16 protein-coding genes are annotated in these 21,987 nt (G+C 42.8%); 9 read left to right on the forward strand and 7 right to left on the reverse strand.

Going from position 1 to position 21,987, the window contains the following annotated elements:
* Positions 1-5 precede the first annotated feature (5 nt).
* The 7 genes from ACP69X_RS04640 (at position 6) to ACP69X_RS04670 (ending at position 12,706) form a co-directional block, all read left to right on the forward strand.
* Positions 6-7,154, forward strand: coding sequence for an amino acid adenylation domain-containing protein (locus tag ACP69X_RS04640; protein WP_426052470.1), 7,149 nt, complete (start codon positions 6-8; stop codon positions 7,152-7,154).
* 20 nt (positions 7,155-7,174) lie between these two features.
* Positions 7,175-7,402, forward strand: coding sequence for an MbtH family protein (locus tag ACP69X_RS04645; protein WP_025093680.1), 228 nt, complete (start codon positions 7,175-7,177; stop codon positions 7,400-7,402).
* Positions 7,403-7,727: 325 nt separating this feature from the next.
* Complete coding sequence (locus ACP69X_RS04650; RefSeq protein ID WP_426052471.1) at positions 7,728-9,353, forward strand: helix-turn-helix domain-containing protein; 1,626 nt, start codon at positions 7,728-7,730, stop codon at positions 9,351-9,353.
* Between the two features lie 98 nt (positions 9,354-9,451).
* Positions 9,452-10,417 (forward strand): iron-hydroxamate ABC transporter substrate-binding protein, encoded by a 966-nt coding sequence (locus ACP69X_RS04655; RefSeq protein ID WP_426052472.1) that lies wholly within the window; start codon positions 9,452-9,454, stop codon positions 10,415-10,417.
* Positions 10,418-10,515: 98 nt separating this feature from the next.
* Complete coding sequence (locus ACP69X_RS04660; RefSeq protein ID WP_426052473.1) at positions 10,516-11,250, forward strand: alpha/beta hydrolase; 735 nt, start codon at positions 10,516-10,518, stop codon at positions 11,248-11,250.
* A 72-nt stretch (positions 11,251-11,322) separates the two neighbouring features.
* Entirely contained in the window at positions 11,323-11,469 is a 147-nt protein-coding gene (locus tag ACP69X_RS04665) for a YycC family protein (protein WP_064498621.1), read from the forward strand.
* 22 nt (positions 11,470-11,491) lie between these two features.
* Positions 11,492-12,706, forward strand: coding sequence for a CynX/NimT family MFS transporter (locus tag ACP69X_RS04670; protein WP_426052474.1), 1,215 nt, complete (start codon positions 11,492-11,494; stop codon positions 12,704-12,706).
* A gap of 39 nt (positions 12,707-12,745) precedes the next feature.
* Here the strand turns inward: ACP69X_RS04670 and rplI are convergent, their stop codons facing one another.
* The 3 genes from rplI to ACP69X_RS04685 are packed head-to-tail and all read right to left on the reverse strand — an operon-like array spanning position 12,746 to position 16,140.
* Positions 12,746-13,195: a 50S ribosomal protein L9 gene (gene rplI, locus ACP69X_RS04675; RefSeq protein ID WP_008359128.1), complete on the reverse strand. Its 450-nt coding sequence runs from the start codon at positions 13,193-13,195 to the stop codon at positions 12,746-12,748.
* The gene (locus ACP69X_RS04680) at positions 13,192-15,171 is read right to left on the reverse strand and encodes a DHH family phosphoesterase (RefSeq protein ID WP_039182890.1); all 1,980 of its coding nucleotides are present in this window, start codon (positions 15,169-15,171) and stop codon (positions 13,192-13,194) included. Before ACP69X_RS04680 ends, rplI begins: the two co-directional genes overlap by 4 nt.
* A gap of 30 nt (positions 15,172-15,201) precedes the next feature.
* Positions 15,202-16,140, reverse strand: a complete 939-nt coding sequence (locus ACP69X_RS04685; RefSeq protein WP_426052475.1) for a YybS family protein — start codon at positions 16,138-16,140, stop codon at positions 15,202-15,204.
* A 303-nt stretch (positions 16,141-16,443) separates the two neighbouring features.
* Here ACP69X_RS04685 and ACP69X_RS04690 point away from each other — a divergent pair, with 303 nt between their 5' ends.
* Positions 16,444-17,370, forward strand: a complete 927-nt coding sequence (locus tag ACP69X_RS04690) for a manganese-dependent inorganic pyrophosphatase (protein ID WP_073979340.1) — start codon at positions 16,444-16,446, stop codon at positions 17,368-17,370.
* Positions 17,371-17,425: 55 nt separating this feature from the next.
* Here ACP69X_RS04690 and ACP69X_RS04695 read toward each other — a convergent pair whose 3' ends face one another.
* From ACP69X_RS04695 to ACP69X_RS04705, 3 genes are all read right to left on the reverse strand, one after another.
* Positions 17,426-18,283, reverse strand: coding sequence for a DUF3298 and DUF4163 domain-containing protein (locus tag ACP69X_RS04695; RefSeq protein WP_041089401.1), 858 nt, complete (start codon positions 18,281-18,283; stop codon positions 17,426-17,428).
* Entirely contained in the window at positions 18,284-18,778 is a 495-nt protein-coding gene (locus ACP69X_RS04700) for an RNA polymerase sigma factor (RefSeq protein WP_034283625.1), read from the reverse strand.
* Positions 18,779-18,927: 149 nt separating this feature from the next.
* Positions 18,928-19,587, reverse strand: coding sequence for an aspartate/glutamate racemase family protein (locus ACP69X_RS04705; RefSeq protein ID WP_426052476.1), 660 nt, complete (start codon positions 19,585-19,587; stop codon positions 18,928-18,930).
* A gap of 195 nt (positions 19,588-19,782) precedes the next feature.
* On the opposite strand from ACP69X_RS04705, the gene katX reads away from it, so the two are divergent.
* A complete protein-coding gene (katX, locus tag ACP69X_RS04710; RefSeq protein ID WP_426052487.1) occupies positions 19,783-21,282 on the forward strand; it encodes a catalase KatX in 1,500 nt (499 codons plus the stop codon).
* Positions 21,283-21,331: 49 nt separating this feature from the next.
* Here katX and wrbA read toward each other — a convergent pair whose 3' ends face one another.
* Entirely contained in the window at positions 21,332-21,946 is a 615-nt protein-coding gene (wrbA, locus tag ACP69X_RS04715; protein ID WP_034283654.1) for an NAD(P)H:quinone oxidoreductase, read from the reverse strand.
* Between the last annotated feature and the right edge of the window lie 41 nt (positions 21,947-21,987).

The following is a 21,987-nucleotide window of genomic DNA, read 5'->3' on the forward strand; positions in this document are numbered from 1 at the left end:
GACCCTTGTCGATCCAGTCAGTCGATTCATTTCCACTAACCGGTGCCCAATCAGGCATTTGGTATGCGCAGCAGCTTGATCCATCTAATCCTATTTTCAATACAGCTGAGTATATAGATATTAAAGGTCCTATTGACCCCATACACTTTGAAGCAGCCATTAGAAAAACTGTCTTAGAAGCAGATTCTTTGTATATGCGATTCGTTGAGGATACTGACGGTCCAAAGCAATGGTTCTCATCTAAGAACGAGATTCCATTCCAATTGATCAATTTACAAAATGAAAAACAGCCGCTTGATGCGGCTAAAGCATGGATGAAGGCAGATCTTTCAACGCCAGTCTCTTTAGAGAAAGATGTATTATTCCGTGAAGTACTTTTTCAACTTGCTGACGATCGATTTATCTGGTATCAGCGCATTCATCACATTGCCATTGATGGATTCGCCTTTTCGCTCATTGCGCGTCGTGTTGCTGAGGTCTATACAGCCCTATCGAAAGGGACACCTATGCCCCCTCAAACATTTGGATCCTTACATGACGTAGTCCAAGAGGAGCTCACCTATCAACAGTCCAATCGATATGAAGATGATCAAGCGTTTTGGAAAAATCGCTTTGCTGATCAACCTGAAATTGTCAGCCTTGCTGAGCTTGCCCCAAGAACGTCGGATCATTTTATACGAAAAACAGCTAGCTACGATGCTGCAAAGGTAAGCAAAATGAAAAAAAATGCTCCAGCCTTCGGTGGTACGTGGCATGAAATGATCCTTGCTACATCCGCTTTATATGTGCATCGTATGACTGGTGCACATGATATTGTTTTAGGATTACCTGTGATGATGCGCCTTGGATCGTGCGCCTTACAAACACCCGGAATGGTCATGAACCTGGTACCGCTTCGTTTAACATGCAAACCAGAAATGACGCTCTCAGCACTTGTTCGCCAAGTATCTGATGAACTAAAAGCCATTCGCCCTCATCAAAGATATCGTCACGAGGACATGCGGAGAGACTTTAAACTTATCGGAAGAAATCAGCGATTATTTGGCCCGCAGATCAATATCATGCCATTTGATTATGATCTCATATTCGATCAGAGCATGGGTCAAGCACATAATCTTTCAGCAGGACCCGTAGATGATATATCGATCAACATATACGACCGCGCGGATGGGAACGGATTTCAAATCGACTTTGATGCAAACCCTGCAGTTTACAAAGAGCAAGCAGTTGACGCTCATCAGCAGCGTTTCCTTCAATTGCTGGAAGAAATAACCGGACTAGAGCAAGATCAGACGATCAGTCAATTCAACCTTCTTTTGTCTGAAGAAAAAGAGACCATTCTCAAGCACTGGAATGATACAAAACGAGAATTACCAAAGGAATCTTTACGGGAACTATTTGAAAAACAGGTGAGCAAAACGCCACAAGCAAAAGCATTACAGTTTGAAGGAATCACTTTGACCTATGAAGAGTTGAATCAGCGGGCTAATCAATTAGCTCATTATTTGAAAAAACATGGTATTGGACCAGAACAATTTGTCGCCATTGCTCTGCCTCGATCCATCGATATGGTCGTAAGTCTATTAGCCGTCGTCAAAACGGGAGCTGCATATCTGCCATTAGACCCTGATTACCCTAACGATCGAGTCGCCTATATGCTAGAAGATGCCAAACCGGCGTGCTTGCTCACAGTCAAAGAGACAGCAGACGGTTTGGACCATCCGCACATTGTTCAACTGGATGATGCAGCTGTTCATCAGGAGATAGCAGGCAGTTCTCATCTCAATCCGACCTGGAGCGAGGGTTCTCCGCATCACCCGGCTTATATCCTCTACACGTCAGGATCGACAGGCAAACCAAAGGGTGTTGTTGTAACAAAGCGAAATGTGATCAACTTTATATTGTCCATGCAAGATTCGTTTTTATTAGATCAAGAAGACCAGCTATTAGCCGTAACGACCATTGCCTTTGATATTTCCGGGCTCGAAATGTTCCTCCCGCTTTTACATGGAGCTGCTATTTTATTGGCAAAAAAAGAAACCATACAAGATCCAGCAAAACTTTCAGATATGATTCGTTCTTATCATGTCACCATCATGCAGGCAACACCAACGTTGTGGCATGCGTTGGCAGATGAATATCCTGACGTGATTACAGGTATGCGAGTTCTTGTTGGAGGAGAAGCACTCCCTGCCTCCCTTTTGCATACCTTGCAATCTCTTCAATGCGACATTACCAATTTGTACGGACCTACAGAAACGACGATCTGGTCTACGATGGAAAATGTCACAGCACATCGAGAGAATAGCGGGCCGGCAATCGGTAAACCCATTTGGAATACGAGCGTTTATATTTTAGATGAAGGACTAAACCCAGTCCCAGCAGGGTCAATCGGTGAACTTTATATTGCTGGTGAAGGAGTATCTAGAGGATATCTTGGACGATATGATTTAACGGCTGAACGTTTTGTCGCTGATCCATTCGGCACAAGCGGCACGAGAATGTATCGTACTGGTGATTTAGCCAGATGGCGTGAAGATGGTTCGATTGATTATATCAGCCGTGCCGATCATCAAATTAAAATCCGCGGCTTCCGTATTGAACTAGGTGAAATCGAAACCGTGATTATGCAGCACCAAGCCATTAAGCATACATCTGTTATCGTTCGTGAAGATCAACCTGGGCAGCAGCTGCTTTGTGCATATGTTGTGCTGACAGATGGCTCTTCTCTACACCCTTCAGAGCTCAGACAGTTTGTGGCTTCATTACTTCCTGATTACATGGTACCTTCTGCTGTTGTCGTTTTGCCAGAACTTCCACTTACGCCAAACGGCAAAATCGATCGCAAAGCATTACCAATACCAAATATGTCTTTAGTTAGTTCTGAGCGGACACCTAGAACACCACAAGAAGACATGTTATGTAGTTTATTTGCAGAAACCCTTGGAGTATCTCAAATTGGCATAGATGATAGTTTCTTTGACTTAGGAGGACATTCCTTACTCGCCGCTCGCCTGCTTAGACGTATACGCGATACACTTGGCGCAGACCTAAGCATGAGTACCATTTTTGAATCGCCTCGGGTTGCTGATCTTGCGCAGCATATTGACAAAGCGAAGGACATTCGGCCGCCGCTTCAGGTTGAAGACAAGCCAGATGAAATTCCATTATCCTTTGCCCAAAAACGGCTCTGGTTCCTTCATTGCCTTGAAGGGCCAAGTCCAACTTACAATATTCCACTTGTCATTCAACTGACAGGTACACTAGATCAAACAGCTCTAATTGGTGCTCTGGCAGATATCACTGAAAAACATGAAACCCTTAGAACCATTTTTCCAGATAAGAACGGCATGCCAAGACAGGTCATTTTACATCCGAAAAGTGTTCAGCCTGAACTCCATGTCACAACTTCAACCGATCAACAAATTGAGAGTCAGTTAAACGAAGCCATTCGCTATAGCTTTAAAATTGAAGAAGAACCTGCACTGCGAGCAGAGTTATTCACGCTTGATGCAAACCGATCCGTCCTGCTTCTATTGCTGCATCATATCGCTGGTGATGGCTGGTCACTTGCACCATTGACGCGAGACTTAGCTGCTGCTTACGAAGCCCGTATACAAGGAAAATCCATCTCCTTGCCAGCAGAACCTGTTCAATATGCTGACTATGCTATTTGGCAGCAGAAGCTGTTGGGTAGTGAAGAAGAGACGGATAGTCTATTTGCCAAGCAGCTCAGCTATTGGAAAGGTGCCTTACATGACTTGCCTGAAGAACTTGAGCTGCCTTATGACTTCCCGCGTCCACAGGAAGGAAGCTTCAACGGTGCGACGATAGACTTTACGATTGAACCCGCTTTACATCAGAACCTCCTTGAGCTTGCCAAGCAGCATCAAGTGAGTTTGTTCATGGTGCTTCAAGCATCACTTGCAGCATTAATGACACGCCTTGGAGCAGGGACAGATATCCCAATCGGCAGTCCGATTGCTGGACGCAATGACGATGCACTTGACGATATTGTGGGCTTGTTTGTGAACACACTAGTATTACGTACCAATACAGATGGTAATCCAACCTTTAGTGAGCTATTGAAGCGAGTGCGAGACGTTGACTTAGCAGCCTATGAGCATCAGGATCTGCCATTTGAACGGCTAGTCGAAATCCTAAATCCTACCCGATCCAGATCACGAAATCCATTGTTCCAAGTCATGCTTGCCTTCCAAAATACACCGAAGGCAGAAATGAAGCTGACACAGCTTGACTCAGACCTTTACGTGAAACCAGTAGGGTCAGCTAAATTTGATCTGACCATCGAATTGACAGAACAAAGAACTGAAACTGGATCAGCAGCAGGATTAACAGGTTTGTTTGAATTCAGTACAGATGTGTTTAAAGAAAGCACCATTCGAGCAATCGCTGACAGAATGAAGCGCTTTTTAACTGAAGTGACTGAGCGCCCACACGTGCCGATTGGCCAAGTGAACATTTTATCAGATAAAGAACGGCAAACATTTCTCCCTGATAAAAAGACATTCGCTCAGTTAGATCAAGCACATAGTCTCCCAGCCTTATTTGAAAAAACGGCACAGCAATATCCTGATCGAGTGGCTGTAACGTATGGCAATAAGCAGCTTACCTATGGTGAGTTAAACTACAAAGCCAATCGTCTTGCTCATTTATTAATACAAAGAGGCGTTGGACCAGAACAGTTCGTTGCACTTGCCCTGCCTAGATCAATCGACATGCTCGTAAGCTTGTTAGCCGTTCATAAAGCAGGCGCAGCCTATGTTCCGCTTGATCCTGACTATCCAGCAGACAGGCTGGCATACATGATACAAGATGCCAAACCAGTTTGCAGCATCACAACAAAAGCAGATGCAGTGCATCTCCCTGCTGATTGCGATTTGATTTTGTTAGACGAAAAAGAAACGAGCGATCAATTGCTGACTATGCCAAATCATAATCCGGCTGATATAGACAGAATTGAACCGCTATCTTCTCTGCATCCGGCCTATATTATTTATACATCCGGTTCTACAGGGAAACCAAAAGGAGTGGTCATCCCACATCAAAATGTCATCCGTCTTCTGACATCTACTGAACATTGGTTCCATTTTGATGAAGAGGATGTTTGGACAATGTTCCATTCATATGCCTTTGATTTTTCAGTATGGGAAATATGGGGACCACTTTTATATGGCGGCAGGCTTGTCATTGTACCTCATACCATCTCTCGCTCTCCTGAAGAGATGCTGCAGCTTCTAGTCGAGGAAGGGGTAACTGTGCTTAATCAAACACCTTCTGCCTTCTATCAGCTCATGCAGATAGACAAGGAACAACAAACACTAGGCCAAGCATTATCACTCCGCTATGTCATCTTTGGCGGTGAAGCATTAGAGCTTAGCAGATTAGAAGATTGGTACAGCCGTCACTCAGACTGTAAGCCAAAGCTAATTAACATGTACGGCATTACAGAAACCACCGTACACGTTACGTACAATGAACTCAATCGAGACATAATCACAAAGAACTCCAGCAGTTTAATCGGCGAACCGATTCCTGATTTACACGTTTACGTACTTGATGAATACCTGCAGCCTGTTCCCCCTGGGACAACAGGTGAAATGTATGTAGCTGGAGCTGGCCTTGCAAGAGGTTATCTAGGCAGACCTGACCTGACATCAGATCGATTCCCTGCTGATCCTTATGGAGCACCTGGCACAAGGATGTATCGTACAGGCGACCTTGCGCGCTGGACAGAAGAAGGGGCGCTTGATTACATTGGCAGAGCTGATCATCAAATTAAAATACGCGGATTCCGTATTGAACTTGGAGAAATCGAAGCCGTTCTGGCACGCCATGATGCAGTTGCACAAGTGGCCGTCATGGTGCGAGAGGATCAGCCTGGCGACAAGCGCTTAGTTGCATATATCGTCACAACGGAAGAAGACTATTTCGATACTGAAGCCCTTCGTCATTTTGCAGCAGCCAGTCTTCCTGATTACATGGTGCCCGCAGCATATGTACAGATTGACGCCATGCCGCTTACAGCAAACGGGAAGCTTGATCAAAAATCACTGCCGGCCCCTCAATTGCATTTACAGCAAGCGGATGGGCGCGGCCCAAGAAATCCGAAAGAGGAAATCCTATGTCATCTCTTTGAAGAGGTGCTTGATTTGCCTAAAATCAGCATAGACGATCGCTTTTTTGACATTGGCGGACATTCACTGCTTGCGGTTCGTTTAATCAGCCGCATTCGTGATGCACTTGGTGTCAAACTAAGTATCGGAACATTGTTTGAAGCACCAAATGTAGCAAGTTTAGCAGAGAAACTAGAAACAGGAAGCGATGAAAATGCACTAGAAATCTTACTGCCGCTGCGAACAAATGGAGAAAGGTATCCTCTCTTCTGTGTTCACCCAGCAGGTGGTCTTAGCTGGTGCTATGCCGGCCTCTTGAATACATTAGAGAAAGACATCCCTATTTATGGATTACAGGCACGAGGAATCGCAAGAAAAGATGACTACCCGCACACACTAGATGATATGGCTGCGGATTACATCAAGCACATCCAAACAATTCAGCCAAAAGGCCCTTATCATCTTCTTGGCTGGTCATTAGGTGGAAACGTTGTACAAGCAATGGCTACACAGCTCCAGCAGCAAGGTGAAGAAATCGCACTCGTTGCGATGCTGGATGCCTATCCGAACCATTTCTTACCGATTAAAGAAGCACCTGATGAAGAAGAAGCACTAATCGCTCTTCTTGCGCTCGGCGGTTATGATCCAGATACCTTAACAGGTGAACCGCTCACGATGAAAAGTGCCGTCGACATTTTGAAAAAAGATGGCAGTGCACTAGCAAGCTTAAGTGAAGATGCCATTAGAAATCTAAAAGAAACCTATGTGAATTCAGTTCGATTGCTCGGAGAATATCAGCCAAAAACTTATCAGGGAGACATATTATTCTTTAGATCTACCATTATCCCAGATTGGTTTACACCAATTGATCCCGAAGCATGGGCACCTTATATCAACGGAACAATCGAACAGCACGACATTCATTGCCGGCACAAAGACATGTGCCAGCCTAAACCCCTAGCAGAAATTGGTGTCATCTTAGACAACGCACTGCATCGGGTCAAACAAAAGCACTAAGAATAAAGGAGAGATGACAAATGACAAATCCCTTTGATCGTGAAGACGGTGTATTTCTTGTGCTGGTCAATGAACAAGGACAGCATTCACTTTGGCCATCATTTGCACCAGTGCCAGATGGATGGGAAAAGGTCTTTGGTGAAGACACTAGAAATGCCTGCATCGATTATATCCAGACACACTGGCAGGACTTGCGGCCATTAAGCTTAACAAAAGAACCTGCACTAGCACATGGAAAAACGGAATAAATCATTGCACCCTGATCTCACTCAGGGTGCGATGATTGTTGACAAAAGGGCTAAAATGATCTTGATTTTAGCCCTTTGTCTTCTTTTCAGCGTGATAGAAAACCTTTGCAGTCTAGGAAGGGCGAGCATCGGAACGGAGCGAATTTGACATTCGTGAGTACCGACGCGCAGACCTGCGGGCGAATGCGAGGGTTTGTCTACACGCTGCGCACCCTGATCTCCATCAGGGTGCTTTTTTGACAGAATAAACATCACCATCTTTCAGCTCTTTCTGCTACAATTTAATTGAGAATGTTTATCAATCAATAAGAGATCAGGTGGTTTTATGGGAAACAACAATCAATTACGTACATTGGCAAATGCCGAACAATTCATCTATCGATTAACATATACTGAAAAAATAAATAATGCAGAGCTTCCACATACAGAGCAGCAGCTATCAGATACATTCTGCCTCCTCTTCAGCATAAGCGGCAGCGGTTTACTCACATTGAACGATCAAAAATGGCGATTGAAACATCTGACACTCTATACGATCATGCCTGGGGAAACATTTATGTTGAAAACAGAGCCTTATCAAAAACACGAGCTCTATCTGTTTCGCTTTCAGCTCTACACGCTGCAAGATCAAAACATAGGAGAAGTATCAACGGAACATGCCTGTTCTTTACTGAATAAATGGCAATTTATCGATATTAGTTCGATTGAACAAATTCATTCTTTACTGTCCGATATGACAGAGGAATGGCAAAGACCTGAATCCATTAGCTTTTTTAGAAGCCAAACTCTTTTTCAGCAGCTCATTATGCAGCTTTTCACACTGCATAAAGAAGATATTTGTGACACGGCACATGCCCTTTTCAAAACAAAACAATATATCGATCAACATTCCGAAGAACCTCTCAGCCTGACAAGTCTATCTCATATGGCTGGCATCAGCTCTAATCATTACAGTGAGCTATTTAAAAAGCATTTTGATGTGAGTGTGACTGATTATATCACCAAGAAAAGGATGGCTAGAGCGAAACAATTAATGGCAAAAGGCAGCGCAAAACTCAAAGACATTGCACTTGAAATCGGCTATCAAGATCCGTATTACTTCAGCCGCATCTTTAAGAAAAAAACGGGAATGACCCCTTCTACTTATATGAGAAGCCGGCATCGGAAAATTGCAGCCTATGGCCATTCCATACTCGGCCAGCTCACACCCATTCATATCATCCCATATGCTGCCCCTCTTCACCCTAAATGGACAGCACATGATTTTGAGCATTATGCAGAAGAAATTCCGATTCACCTGAGTGCACATCGGATCAACGAGCACGCTGAAGCCAATTTACAGCTATTAAAGGAAACAAAACCTGAGCTGATCATTGTCAATGATCATGTGACAGAGGAAGAAAAACAAGTGTTAAAAACCATCTGTCCTGTTCACTTTGTTCCATTCACACAATTGGATTGGCGCACTCAATTCAGACAAACAGCTATGTTCCTAAACGAAGCGAAGGAAGCAGAAGAATGGCTGATTCATTACGAGGAACTCGTCATTCAAGCGAAAAAGGCATGCCTTTTTGATCATCCACCAAAAACCGTCCTGCCTCTTCGTATCTTTCAAGATCAGCTCTATTTGTCTGTGAATCGCACCATGTCAGAAGTGATTTTTCAAGACATTGGTCTTCAGCCAGCTTTTCAGAATGACGGCCAGCTAATAGAAAAAGAAATCAGCATTCGATCTATACAACAGCTAGATCCAGACACCATCTTCCTTTTCCTGCATAAGGAGCCAAAAACCATTGCTTTTTATCAAAAATTAAAGCAGCAGGAGGCTTGGCAAAATCTCAAGGCTGTGACGCAGCAAGCAGTCTATCCACTTACGTCTGACCCTTGGCGTGAATACACAGCAGCCAGTCATCAACGAGTCATTCAGGACCTTTTATCTTTTTTTCCGTAAAAAGTCCATCATATGACAGATCATTGTCTATGGATAAAAGGACGAAAGACTACTACAATCTTTAATTGAGAACAATTATCAGTTAAAGGAGAAAACAAATGAAAAAATGGTTCGCATTGCTTATCCTTTGTATCATGACGATCATCGCATCAGCCTGTGGTGCTGCAGAAAATAAACCTGCTTCAAACACAACCAAAGGCAAGTCAGCTGAAGCAGCTGAAACAAACATCAAATACTTAGATCAAACGTACAAACTCAAAACACCAGTGAAACGAATCGTCATTGCTGGAAGCCTAGAATCAATGGAAGATGCAAAATTACTTGGTATCGAGCCTATTGGTGCTTCTACTGTAGGCGGCACTTTCCCTGAATTATTTAAAGACATCACAGCGAAAACAGAAGGCATCGGGGAAAAAACAGAACCGAACCTAGAAAAAATCCTAAAACTAAAACCAGACGTGATACTCGGATCAACCAAGTTCCCGCCTGCAACAATTAAAAAACTAGATAAAGTCAAAACAACGATCCCAGTATCCCATGTCTCTTCTGACTGGGAAAGCAATCTATTATTACTCGGCGAACTGACTGGAAAAAGTAAAGAAGCCAAAAACATCATCTCTGATTATCAGAAAGATCTCAAACAAGCGAAAGAAACCCTGAAAGACAAAAGCAACAACAAAACAGCTGTCATTTTACGCATTAGACAGGGCGACTTGTACGTGTACCCTGAAGACGTATACTTCAACTCTACCTTATATGGAGACTTAGGTTTTACAGCACCAAGTGATATCAAAAAAGCCAAAGCACAGGCATTGATTTCATTGGAGCGCCTAGGAGAACTCAATCCTGACTATATTTTTGTTCAGTTCTCTAAAGAGGAAAACTCATCGAATCCGAACGCATTGAAGGACTTAGAGAAAAATAAAATTTGGACAAGCCTAAAAGCTGTGAAAAATGGGCACATCAATGAAAATGCCGTTGATCCTATGCTTCAAGGAGGAACAGCACTAAGCAAAACAACCTTCCTTGATAAGGCCGTCAAATGGTTAGATCAAAACAACTAAAAAAGATGTGACGAATGACAAAGGGCTAAAATGATCTTTATTTTTAGCCCTTTGTCTTCTTTTCAGCGGAGCTTGAAAACTTGGAGGAGAGATGACACATGAACGGAACGTTTCTATATGACGAGTTTAACGGGCGTCAGCTTGATATTTACCTACCACCGGACACCTCTATTCATGTTCCAGCTGTCTTTGTACAAGATGGCTCTTCTTTGTTTAGAACACACCTGCTAGAGATCGAAAGAATGATCGAAACCAAAACCATCTCACCAATCATCATTGTCGGCATACACCCCTTCAATCGTCTTGACGAATATACACCATGGAAGGCGTCATCACTGCAATCTGGGTTTCCTGACTTTAAAGGCGAGGCACAGACGTATGTGTCATTTTTAGCGAATGACTTGCTCCCATATATCAAAAGAGAATACCCAGTTCAAGAGACCTGTCATGAGCATAGCCACGTAGGTGCTTCATTAGGCGGGCTATTTGCTATTTATACTTTATTCATGCACCCTGATCTTTTTAAAAACATCGCATCGATCTCAGGGTCATTTTGGTATGAAGATTTTCTACCGTTTGCTAAACAACAAAGCATTCAGTGTGTAGATCATTTTATTTATTTGTCTGTAGGCAGTGAAGAAGGGAAAGGCAAAACATCTGCTCAACAGCACATGCCTTTATTCACCAAACAACTACATGACCTTTTATTACAGAAAGGGATGCAAGAAAGGCAGCTGCAATATCACATCGAACAAGGGGAGGGCCATCATCTGAAACAATTTCAAAAAAATTTCTTATCCGCCCTAAAATGGTTTTATAAAAGAGAACGCTAATTTTTTATCAGCATGGCACAAAGCCGATATGATATATTGGAACGTATAGATTGAAAGAGGAGGGATTTGCGCATGAGACCTTTACAAATCTCAGCCGATACCGCACAAAAGCTTGCTGCATCACTCAATGTACCGTTAGAACAAATTATGCATATGCCGCAGCATATCTTATTAGCTAAATTAGCGGAGCTTGAACAGAAAAAAGATCGTTCTTCTTAAAGAAATAAAGGAGTTTACATTCATGGAACAACAACTAGAAAAATCAACATTACATCCTCGCAGTACAGGACAAACCATCCTGCTGATTGCTGGGATTTTGCTCATTGCATTTAATCTTCGGCCTGCCATTACATCCGTTGGCCCTGTGATCGGCGCGATTCGTTCCGATTTACAGCTTTCAAATGGACTGGCAGGTTTTCTCACGACATTACCACTGCTTTCATTCGCATTGCTTTCTCCAATTGCACCTAAAATCGGAAAACGACTTGGCAATGAACGAACCCTCTGGCTTGGACTTGCTGTCCTTCTCTTTGGGATTGTGATTCGCTCATTTGGCACCATCACCTTCTTAATGATTGGAACGGCACTAGTCGGCGTTGGAATTGCGATCTGTAATGTGCTCTTACCGGGGCTTGTGAAGCATAAATTTCCTGCACATGCTGGATTGATGACAAGTGTTTATACGACTTCAATGTCCGTCTTTGCTGCACTTGCATCAGGTGTCAGTGTTCCGCTCAGTCATACAATGCCTGGCGGCTGGAATACATCATTCCTTGTATGGGCTGGACTTGCCCTTCTCGCCATGATGGTTTGGGCGCCGCAGCTTCTTCATCAGAATACAGTGGCCGTCAAAAGCATCTCGCTCACAGAGCAGCCGATATGGCGTTCACGTGTCGCATGGCAAGTGACCTTTTTTATGGGCCTGCAATCATTCCTTTTTTATAGCAGTATCGCTTGGTTTCCTGATATCTTAACATCACATGGAATGAACCTGTCGACAGCTGGCTGGATGCTGTCCATTATGCAGTTTGCTGGGCTGCCATCCACCTTCTTAACGCCCGTTTTTGCAGAAAAATTAAAAACACAAAGACCGCTTGTCGCCGGCCTTGTCCTTGTGTATTTACTCGGCATGATTGGACTTCTTCTCGGAGGATCGACGCCTATCCTTGTCATCTCTGTTCTATTGATCGGCATTGGACAAGGGGCCAGTATCAGTCTTGCCCTCACATTTATCGGATTACGTACAACCAATATGGAACAAGCAGCTGCCCTCTCTGGAATGGCGCAGTCTCTCGGTTATTTATTAGCTGCCGTTGGGCCGTTCATGATTGGTATTCTTTTTGATTCCACACAGACATGGACACCAGCAATTATCATCTTTATCATCATCCTATTTTTCATGTTTTTATCCGGTATGCGTGCCGGACGCAGTGTCTATATTTCAGATCCTTCATAAAAAAAGAACCCGCCTCTCGTGAGACGGGTTCTTTTCTGCTTATGCCTGCTCTGTCACATGTACCTTTAACGTTGCTTGTACCTCTGGATGAAGCTTCACCGGTACATTTGTGTAACCTAACGCACGGATGGCGTCATTCAGCTCGATTTTGCGCTTATCGAGTTTAATTTGATGATCTTTTTGCAATTTATCAGCGATTTGTTTGCTGGTAATCGAGCCAAACAAACGGCCGCCTTCACCTGATTTTGCAGTGAGTTCCACTGTTAACGCCTCAAGTGTTTCTTTTAGTTGTTTTGCTTGTTCAAGCTCTTGGATGGCATTCTTTTTCTCTTTGTTTTTCTGCCCTTCCAATGCACTTAGGTTCGTTGGAGTTGCTTCAACAGCTAACCCTTGTTTGATGAGAAAGTTGTGAGCGTATCCGTCAGCTACATTCTTGACTTCGCCTTTTTTCCCTTTGCCTTTTACGTCTTTTAGAAAGATGACTTTCATCTTTGAACCCCTCCTTCGAAATATTCGTCTATGGCAGCCTTTAACTTCCCTACCGCTTCTTCAATGGTTATACCATAAATCTGGGTAGCAGCGTTAGTTAAATGACCGCCGCCGTCTAGTGCTTCCATAATAATTTGAACGTTGATATCCCCTAATGATCTGGCACTAATGCATACCGTATCGTCATCTCGTCTAGCGACAGCAAATGACGCTTCTACCTCACTCATTGACAACAGTGAATCAGCCGTCTGGGCAATCGTTATTTGATCATAATACTCCGACCTATCAGACGGTAATGAAGCAATGGCTACCTGATTTTGATACAGCTCTGTATGCTGAATGAGTTTTGCCCGTTTGATGTAATGATCGACTGTTTCTTTTAAAAACTTTTGCACAAGGACAGGATCTGCTCCCTTTGCACGAAGGTAGGATGCTGCATCGAACGTTCTTGACCCCGTTCTCAGAGAGAAACTCTTCGTATCCACGATGATCCCAGCAAGAAGCGCAGTCGCCTCAATCATGTTAATCCGCAATTTCTTCGGCTGATACTCTAAGAGCTCTGTCACAAGCTCTGCTGTAGATGAAGCATACGGCTCCATATAAACAAGTAAAGGATCACGGATAAATTCCTCGCCTCGTCTATGATGGTCAATGACCACGACGTTTTCAATCTTATTCAGTAGTCGTTCCTCCATGACGAGAGACGGTTTATGTGTATCCACGACGACAAGCAATGTGTCATCCTTTGCAAGCTCCATTGCTTCCTCTGGCGTGATAAAACGTGACCAAAGCTCTTCATAATTTTTAATTTCACTAATTAAGCGTTGAACACTGTCGCCAATCTGGTTGGCATCAATGACAATATAGCCTTCTTTTCCATTGGCCTGAGCGACCTTTAAAATCCCGATGGATGCACCGATTGAGTCCATGTCTGGGAACTTATGACCCATGATCATGACATTACCGCTTTCAGATACAATTTCCTTTAAAGCATGAGAAATGACCCGTGCGCGTACGCGTGTCCGTTTCTCCATTGGGTTCGTTTTTCCACCGTAGAATTTCACTTTTCCATTCGGCTGTTTAATGGCGACCTGATCCCCGCCTCGTCCGAGGGCAAGGTCAAGACTCGACTGCGCAAGTGCTCCAAGCTCTTTCAAAGAAGGAACGGACGCACCAATCCCGATACTCAAAGTAAGCGTAGCACTATGTGCCCCTGTTTTCTCACGGACCTCGTCTAAAATGGAGAATTTCGACGCCTCAAGCTCAGCTAAAATGCTCTCATTTAGGACCGCCATAAATCGTTCAGACGAAATTCTCTTCAGGAAAATTCCGTATTCTTGTGCCCAATTGTTTAAAAGAGACGTCACTTCACTATTAATCGCGCTACGCACTTGATCATCAAGGCCCTGCGTGACATCGTCGTAGTTGTCTAAAAAGATATAAGATAAAACCGTTCGTTCATTTTCGTACTGTCGTTCAATCTGCACCTGTTCCGTGACATCAAAGAAATATAAAAGGCGCTCTGATCGTTTAATAATGACTTTGAATTTCCGGTCATTCAGCGTTACATTTTCGGTCTCTACCTCTTGTTTAATAAGAGGCACAATGGACTCAAATGTATCGTACAAGGATCTGCCGACAAGTGTGCTTTCATGAAAGCACGAAGCGAGAAATGGATTCGTCCATTCGATATAATACTGGTCATTAAACAGCATAATACCAATCGGCATCTCCATTAATGCTTCTTCTCCAACCTTTTTGACTCGATAGGATAATGTTGAAATATATGAATCAATCTCTTTCTGCACTTGCGTATCTGCCCACTTTAAGAAGTAGAGCACACCTGCAAGGACGAAAAGACCAACCGCTCCTATGATCCAATTAAAATAAAGGTTGAGGAGGACTGTGACCACCGCAAGGACAATTAACGCGATGATCGGATACTTGATGACAGGTTTTCTATAGAAGCTTGGCACTGATATCAACTCCTCAACATTCAGAGTGAATTATTTGTTTTTTACTTTTTCTCTTAAATCAAAGCCTATGTCAGCAATCCCTATAATTCGCACAATCACACCGACCGGCGGAAAGAAAACCGTTAACACGACAGCGAAAATGGGTACCGCTTTTGAGATGTTTTTTTCGTGGCAATAATAAAAGAGAAAAGAAAATCCCTGAATAAGCACCAGTATAAATAAAATTTGAAACGCACTCGTTTGAACGAGCCATAAAAAGCTGCCTTTTTCCGTCTGAATCAGCATCAAAAGCAATGTGAGTAAATAATACCATACCATGCTTTTTGGCAGCCGCATATCCTTAAATTTCTTCAAAGCCGGCATGTCTGAAACAAACCGTTTGAGCAAAGGCCGCACGAACCAATGATTCACAAAAGCCATCAAAGTAACAGCGATCAAAAGCGCTACAGGTAAAGCACTTAATGCCATATCCTGCATCTCTTTAAACTGTTTGAGCTGTTTGGCTATGTCCTTTTCAGAAGCCCCGGATTGCTTTAAAACACTCTCTACCATCGGCATCATTTGCTCAATCGACTCTTTCGCCATATTCATGATATCGATTTGAAAGAGCTGAACACTGACAACAAAGGAGATGAGAAAACTGAATAAATAAATCAGCGCACCTGTAATGATGGCATTCCTAGGCTGCCTTCTGCTGTAGAAAGAACCCATGCCTAATCCGACAGCAATCAGAATAGGTGCACTCATGAGTCCAGCCATAGACCCAATTAAAAAGCTGATCACTATGCCAATAGCGCCAGCAGCAATTCCTTTTTTCAAGCCGTGCCTGATTGTATAGAGGATGATCGGAATCGGAGCAGCTAGAAAGAAAATAATGGATAATAGCGGCACATACAAATAAAACAGCATCATGACCGAGAAAATACTCATCATGATTGCGCCCTCTACTAACGCTTTTGTTTGTTTCACACCTTCACCTCTATCCAATCCTTTTGTCTATATCTTGCTCAATGTGTACTTCTATGTATACGTACGATGTAAGCTCCATCATGTCTTGCCCCAACCTTTATTTTACCATAGCGGCAAATCTCAAGTAAAATGCAGGCTATTCTGGGAGCGTTTCACGTGGAACACCGATATGGAATCGTACATGCAAGTTTTCAAACAGCATGTTACAATTTTTAAGATAATTCTTAGCTATAAACCCTGAATTCAAGGTCAAAAGCTGTTAGAATAGAAACATCATCAATAAAAGTAAGAAGGAGAATTCACATGGGAAAAACACTCGTATTCGGACACAAAAATCCTGACACAGACACGATTTGTTCTGCTATTGCTTACGCTGATTTGAAAAACAAAATCGGCACTGAGGCAGAAGCCGTCAGACTTGGAGAAATCAATGGAGAAACACAATACGCATTAGATTTCTTTAAACAAGAAGCACCTCGTTTCATTGAAACGGCTGCAAATGAAACAAAGCAAGTCATTCTTGTCGATCATAACGAATTCCAGCAAAGTGTAAGCGATATTGATCAAGTACAAGTAACTGAGGTCATTGACCATCACCGTATTGCCAACTTTGAAACAAGTGAACCTCTTTACTATCGTGCTGAGCCTGTAGGCTGTACAGCAACGATCTTAAACAAAATGTATAAAGAAAACCAAGTGACGATTGAAAAGGAAATCGCTGGTTTGCTTTTATCTGCGATCATTTCTGATTCCTTACTATTCAAATCCCCAACATGCACACAGCAAGATATTGATGCTGCGCATGAGCTTGCAAAAATCGCAGGGGTAGATCCAGAAGTTTATGGCCTAGACATGCTGAAAGCAGGCGCTGATCTAAGCCAAAAAACAGTTCAAGAATTAATTACACTTGATGCAAAAGAATTCGCACTAGGCAAAAGCAAAGTGGAAATTGCGCAAGTCAATACAGTAGATATCGCTGAAGTGACAGCAAGACAGGCTGACATTGAAGCGAAAATCAATGAAGTCATTGCAGCAAAAGGTCTTGATCTATTTGTTTTAGTCATCACAGACATTTTAGAAAATGACTCCCTTGCTCTTGCACTCGGTGCAGAAGCAGCAAAAGTAGAAAAAGCATTTAACGTCACGCTTGAAAACAACACAGCTTTACTAAAAGGTGTTGTATCAAGAAAGAAACAAGTCGTACCTGCATTGACAGACGCACTTTCTTAATAAAACACGACAAGACTGCTGAATCATTCAGCAGTCTTTTTTGTCTGTCTTCTTTTTAATGAATGTACGTATCACTAACGAGAATATCCTTTAGCACGCTTGTTGGAATCGTAAATTCAACAACACCCATGTAGCCAGGCGCCACATCATATTCATTAAAGGAAATCACAAGCTTCCCTTTTGAATTGATATAGAAATTTTGATCCGGCTTAATTTTCTTAAATGGATCCGCCATATCTTGCTTGCCAATCCAATACATTTTGTTTGAATCCTCTTTCATCTGTTTCTTCATTTGTTCTTTAATATTTTCACTAATCACATCAATATAACGTTCATCTTTAAACAGACTTGGTAATGTAATGAGGACATGATTTTTCTTATCCACCGTATCATATGTCATTTCCTCTGCCGCAGAAGCCTGAGTCGTCACCTTGTATCGGCCTAGTGAAAGGATTTGATCATTGTTCGTTCTCACTTCATAACCGCTCTCAACACTTAAATGACCATTTTTATAACCCTTTGTTTCCTTTTCAAAATCTTGATACAGCTTTTTGTTTTCAGCTAAATATTTTTGATTCAGGCTGTCTTGTAATGTTTCGTCCCCAAGTCCTGAAACGTGTGGTGTTTTAAGATCAATATTCGTTCCTTGATCGCTCTTTTTAAATTCTGTAAACGTTACGACTTTCACCAGCTCGCCAATGATAGGTACTTCTGAAATCGCTCTTGCTGCCTGTGGACTGACATTAACAGTTGTGACAAAAAGAGCAGCCGCTGCAACAAGTCCGATGGTCCATTGCTGAAAATGAGGTTTTTTGTTTTTTCTTTTTAACGTTCGTTCAATCATCGCATCATATTCCGGTGGAATAGGGATTTCTAAATATTCATCTTTTAAATGTTCCAAATACTTATCCATTTATATTTCCTCCTGTGATAATTCTACTTTTAAAAGCCGCAGCGCCTTATATAATCTTGTTTTAATGGTGTTTTCATTTTCATCGAGTATCTGGGCGATGTCCTCTAATTTTAAATCTTCAAAGAATCTCAAAATAATGATGACTCGATACATCTCAGGCAAATCCTCTATAGCCCGTTTGACGTCTTGATCCTCGTATACATCTGATTCGCCCTGTGATAAGAATTCAAGCGTATCATCATCTGTCACCTGCACCCGCTTCTTCTTTCGTAAAAAGTCTAGGGCAGCGTTCACCACGATTTTATAAAACCAGCTATGCATCTTGCTCGCATCCTCTAATCGATGAACAGATTTGAGTGCTTTATGAATAGCCTCCTGAACAACATCCATAGCATCTTCCGGGTTTTTGACATAGCTATAGGACAACCGATAAAAACTGTGTTTATGCTCCATGACGTAATCCGCAAATTGATCGTCTATTTTTCGTTTCTTCATTTTACAAAGAGCTCCTTTATCTTAAATGCGCATCTGTTATTTCTTACATTGGATAGACGCGCGCCTTTTAAAAATAGTTTGCGCTCGGTTATTTTTTTAACATGTCATCGCATTTACATTCCTATACAAAAAGAGCGAACCTGATGGGTTCACTCTTTCCAAGCGGATAGTGTTTGATGGACAAACTGTTTTAGTGGAGAAAGCGGATGAATGATAGGAACTCCTGTCTCCCGCTCCATCTGCTGTGCCGCATGAACCATCGAAAGCTGCATCACACAAATATCTCTGCCTTTTTGCTTCATACATTTTCTCAGCTGCTCCATGATTTGTTCATCATAGGCTTGCATATCACCGTTTAGGCAAAGATGAAAGACATCCTCCATCACAACCATTTCTACTTCAACCTGTTTGCCCCGCTCTTTTGCATATGAATCAAGCCGCTGCATCGTTCCCTCCACTGTATCTGGGTTGGAAAACACAAGCTGAAGAGGCCCTTTTTTCTCACAAATCAGCTCAAATAACGGTTCATCGATCGGAACAATCGGTTGTTTAAAGATGTGCTGCTGATCACCTAGAGCAGCAATGTATTGTGTACACGTAAGCAGAATGAGGTCAGCTTCACTTTCTTGTTTTAATCTGTTGATAGCATACGTTTGCTGCTTGTGTTGATCAAATGCAGGATCTTGTGTAGCGCGTTCTATAAATGATGAATCGACTGTGTAATGCAAATCAACATCTGTATCACCAAAAACATCTTCTATATATGACTGATTGGATGGATGGGCGTGAAGGCAGTGTAATCGAATCATCAGGCTCTCTCCTCGTGAAAGTTTTCAATCATTATATCAATCCTTGTATGAAATAGGGAGCAACATGACCATATTGTTAAGGAGATATTGAAGGAGGGATTCGAATTGAAAGAAGATCAACAGCCTAAACCATCTTCAGATTCAGAAGAAACCTTAACGAATCGGCAAGGTCATCCCGTCACAGACAATCAAAATATGAGAACTGTTGGGAATAGGGGACCCACTACGCTTGAAAACTACGATTTCCTAGAGAAAATCAGTCATTTTGATCGTGAACGCATTCCTGAACGTGTTGTGCATGCACGCGGTGCCGGAGCTCACGGTTATTTTGAAGCCTATGGCACATTCGGCGATGAACCGATCTCCACCTATACGAGAGCGAAATTGTTTCAGGAAAAAGGGAAAAAGACGCCTGTTTTCGTACGTTTTTCTTCTGTGATTCACGGCGGGCATTCGCCAGAAACATTACGCGATCCGAGAGGATTTGCGATTAAATTTTACACAGAAGAAGGCAACTGGGATCTCGTTGGAAACAACCTGAAAATTTTCTTTATCAGAGATGCGTTGAAATTCCCTGATTTGGTTCATGCCTTCAAGCCTGACCCCGTCACCAATCGTCAGGACGGCGAGCGCATATTTGATTTTGTCTCACAATCACCTGAAGCGACACACATGGTGACTTTTCTTTTCTCACCTTGGGGCATTCCAGCGACATACCGCCACATGCAAGGCTCAGGTGTCCATGCGTACAAATGGGTAAATCATGAAGGAAAAGCGGTGCTAGTTAAATATCATTTTGAACCGAAACAAGGCATTCGCAATCTGACCCAAGAACAGGCGCAAGCGATTCAGGGAGAAAATTTTAACCATGCCACACAGGATTTATATGAAGCCATTGAGCAAGGAGATTTTCCTGAATGGGAGGTATATGCACAGATCATGGAAGATGATGCCCACCCTCACCTCGACTTTGATCCGCTTGATCCGACAAAGCTTTGGTACAAGGATGACTATCCATGGAAACCAATCGGACGGATGGTATTAAACAAAAATCCAGAAAACTATTTCGCAGAAGTCGAGCAGGTTGCCTTTGGGACTGGTGTACTCGTAGATGGTTTGGATTTCTCAGATGATAAATTGCTTCAAGGCCGTACCTTCTCCTACTCTGACGCGCAGCGATATCGTGTAGGACCAAACTATTTACAGCTGCCGATCAATGCACCGAAAAAGCATGTCGCCACCAATCAGAGAGACGGCCAAATGGAATACCATGTCGATCAAGGCAAAGGGCAAAATCCCCATGTGAATTATGAACCATCGATCCTCGGGGGATTAAAAGAAGCCAAACAGGATGGAAAGGATCATACGCCTTTTGTAGAGGGTGAAGTCAAACGAGAAGCCATTGACCGACCAAACAACTTCGGACAAGCGGGAGAAACGTATCGCCGTTTTAATGATTGGGAGCGAGAGGAACTGATTAAGAACTTAGTCAACACCCTTGCGACATGTCAAAAGGACATTCAAGACCAAATGATCGAAAACTTTACAAAAGCAGACCCTGATTACGGAAAGCGTGTCGCTGACGGCTTAAAAGCCTATAAACAAGAGCAGCCAAGCGGACCTATCGGCTCTACAGGCGCTGCTCAAGCCGTGGACGAAGCCATCAACAACAGCACACCATCAGATCCTTATTAATGAAAAAAGAATGCAGCGGCGAGGCTGCATTCTTTTTGTATTACATCTATTAAGCGTTTTGACCTTTTTTGATCCATTCTGCCACATTCACTGTACGTTTTGCCTGATGTTTCACAGCTGCTTCTGCATCCTCTTGGATTTTTCCATTTTGGTCAACAGTCACACTCACACCGTAAGGGTTGCCCCCTGCACCGTATAAGGAATCATCTGTGTATCCAGGAGCGGCAATAATTGCTCCCCAGTGGAACATTGTCGTATAAAGGCTGAGAACCGTCTGCTCCTGTCCGCCATTTGCATTTTGAGCTGAAGTCATCGCACTGACTGCTTTGTTTGCCAATTTACCTTGGAACCACAAGCCGCCTGTCGTATCTAAGAACTGCTTCATTTGAGCTGGCAGGTTACCGAAACGTGTCGGCATGCTAAAGATGATGGCATCTGCCCACTCTAAATCACTTAATTGAACCTCTGGCACATCCTTAGTTTCGTCTAAATGTGCTTTCCATGCTGGATTTGAAGCTACAACTGCTTCTGGTGCCAATTCAGCAACCTTTAATACTTTAACTTCTGCGCCAGCTTCTTTTGCTCCAGCTTCAGCCCATTTCGCCATCTGATAGTTTGTACCTGTTGAACTATAATAAATAATCGCTAATTTTACGTTTTCCATTTGATCCATCTCCTTTTGTTTGTTTTGCCCAAAAAGCTTCT

It is taken from the genome of Bacillus sp. DC4300-2b2 (assembly GCF_049895685.1).
Lineage (GTDB): Bacteria > Bacillota > Bacilli > Bacillales > Bacillaceae > Bacillus > Bacillus safensis.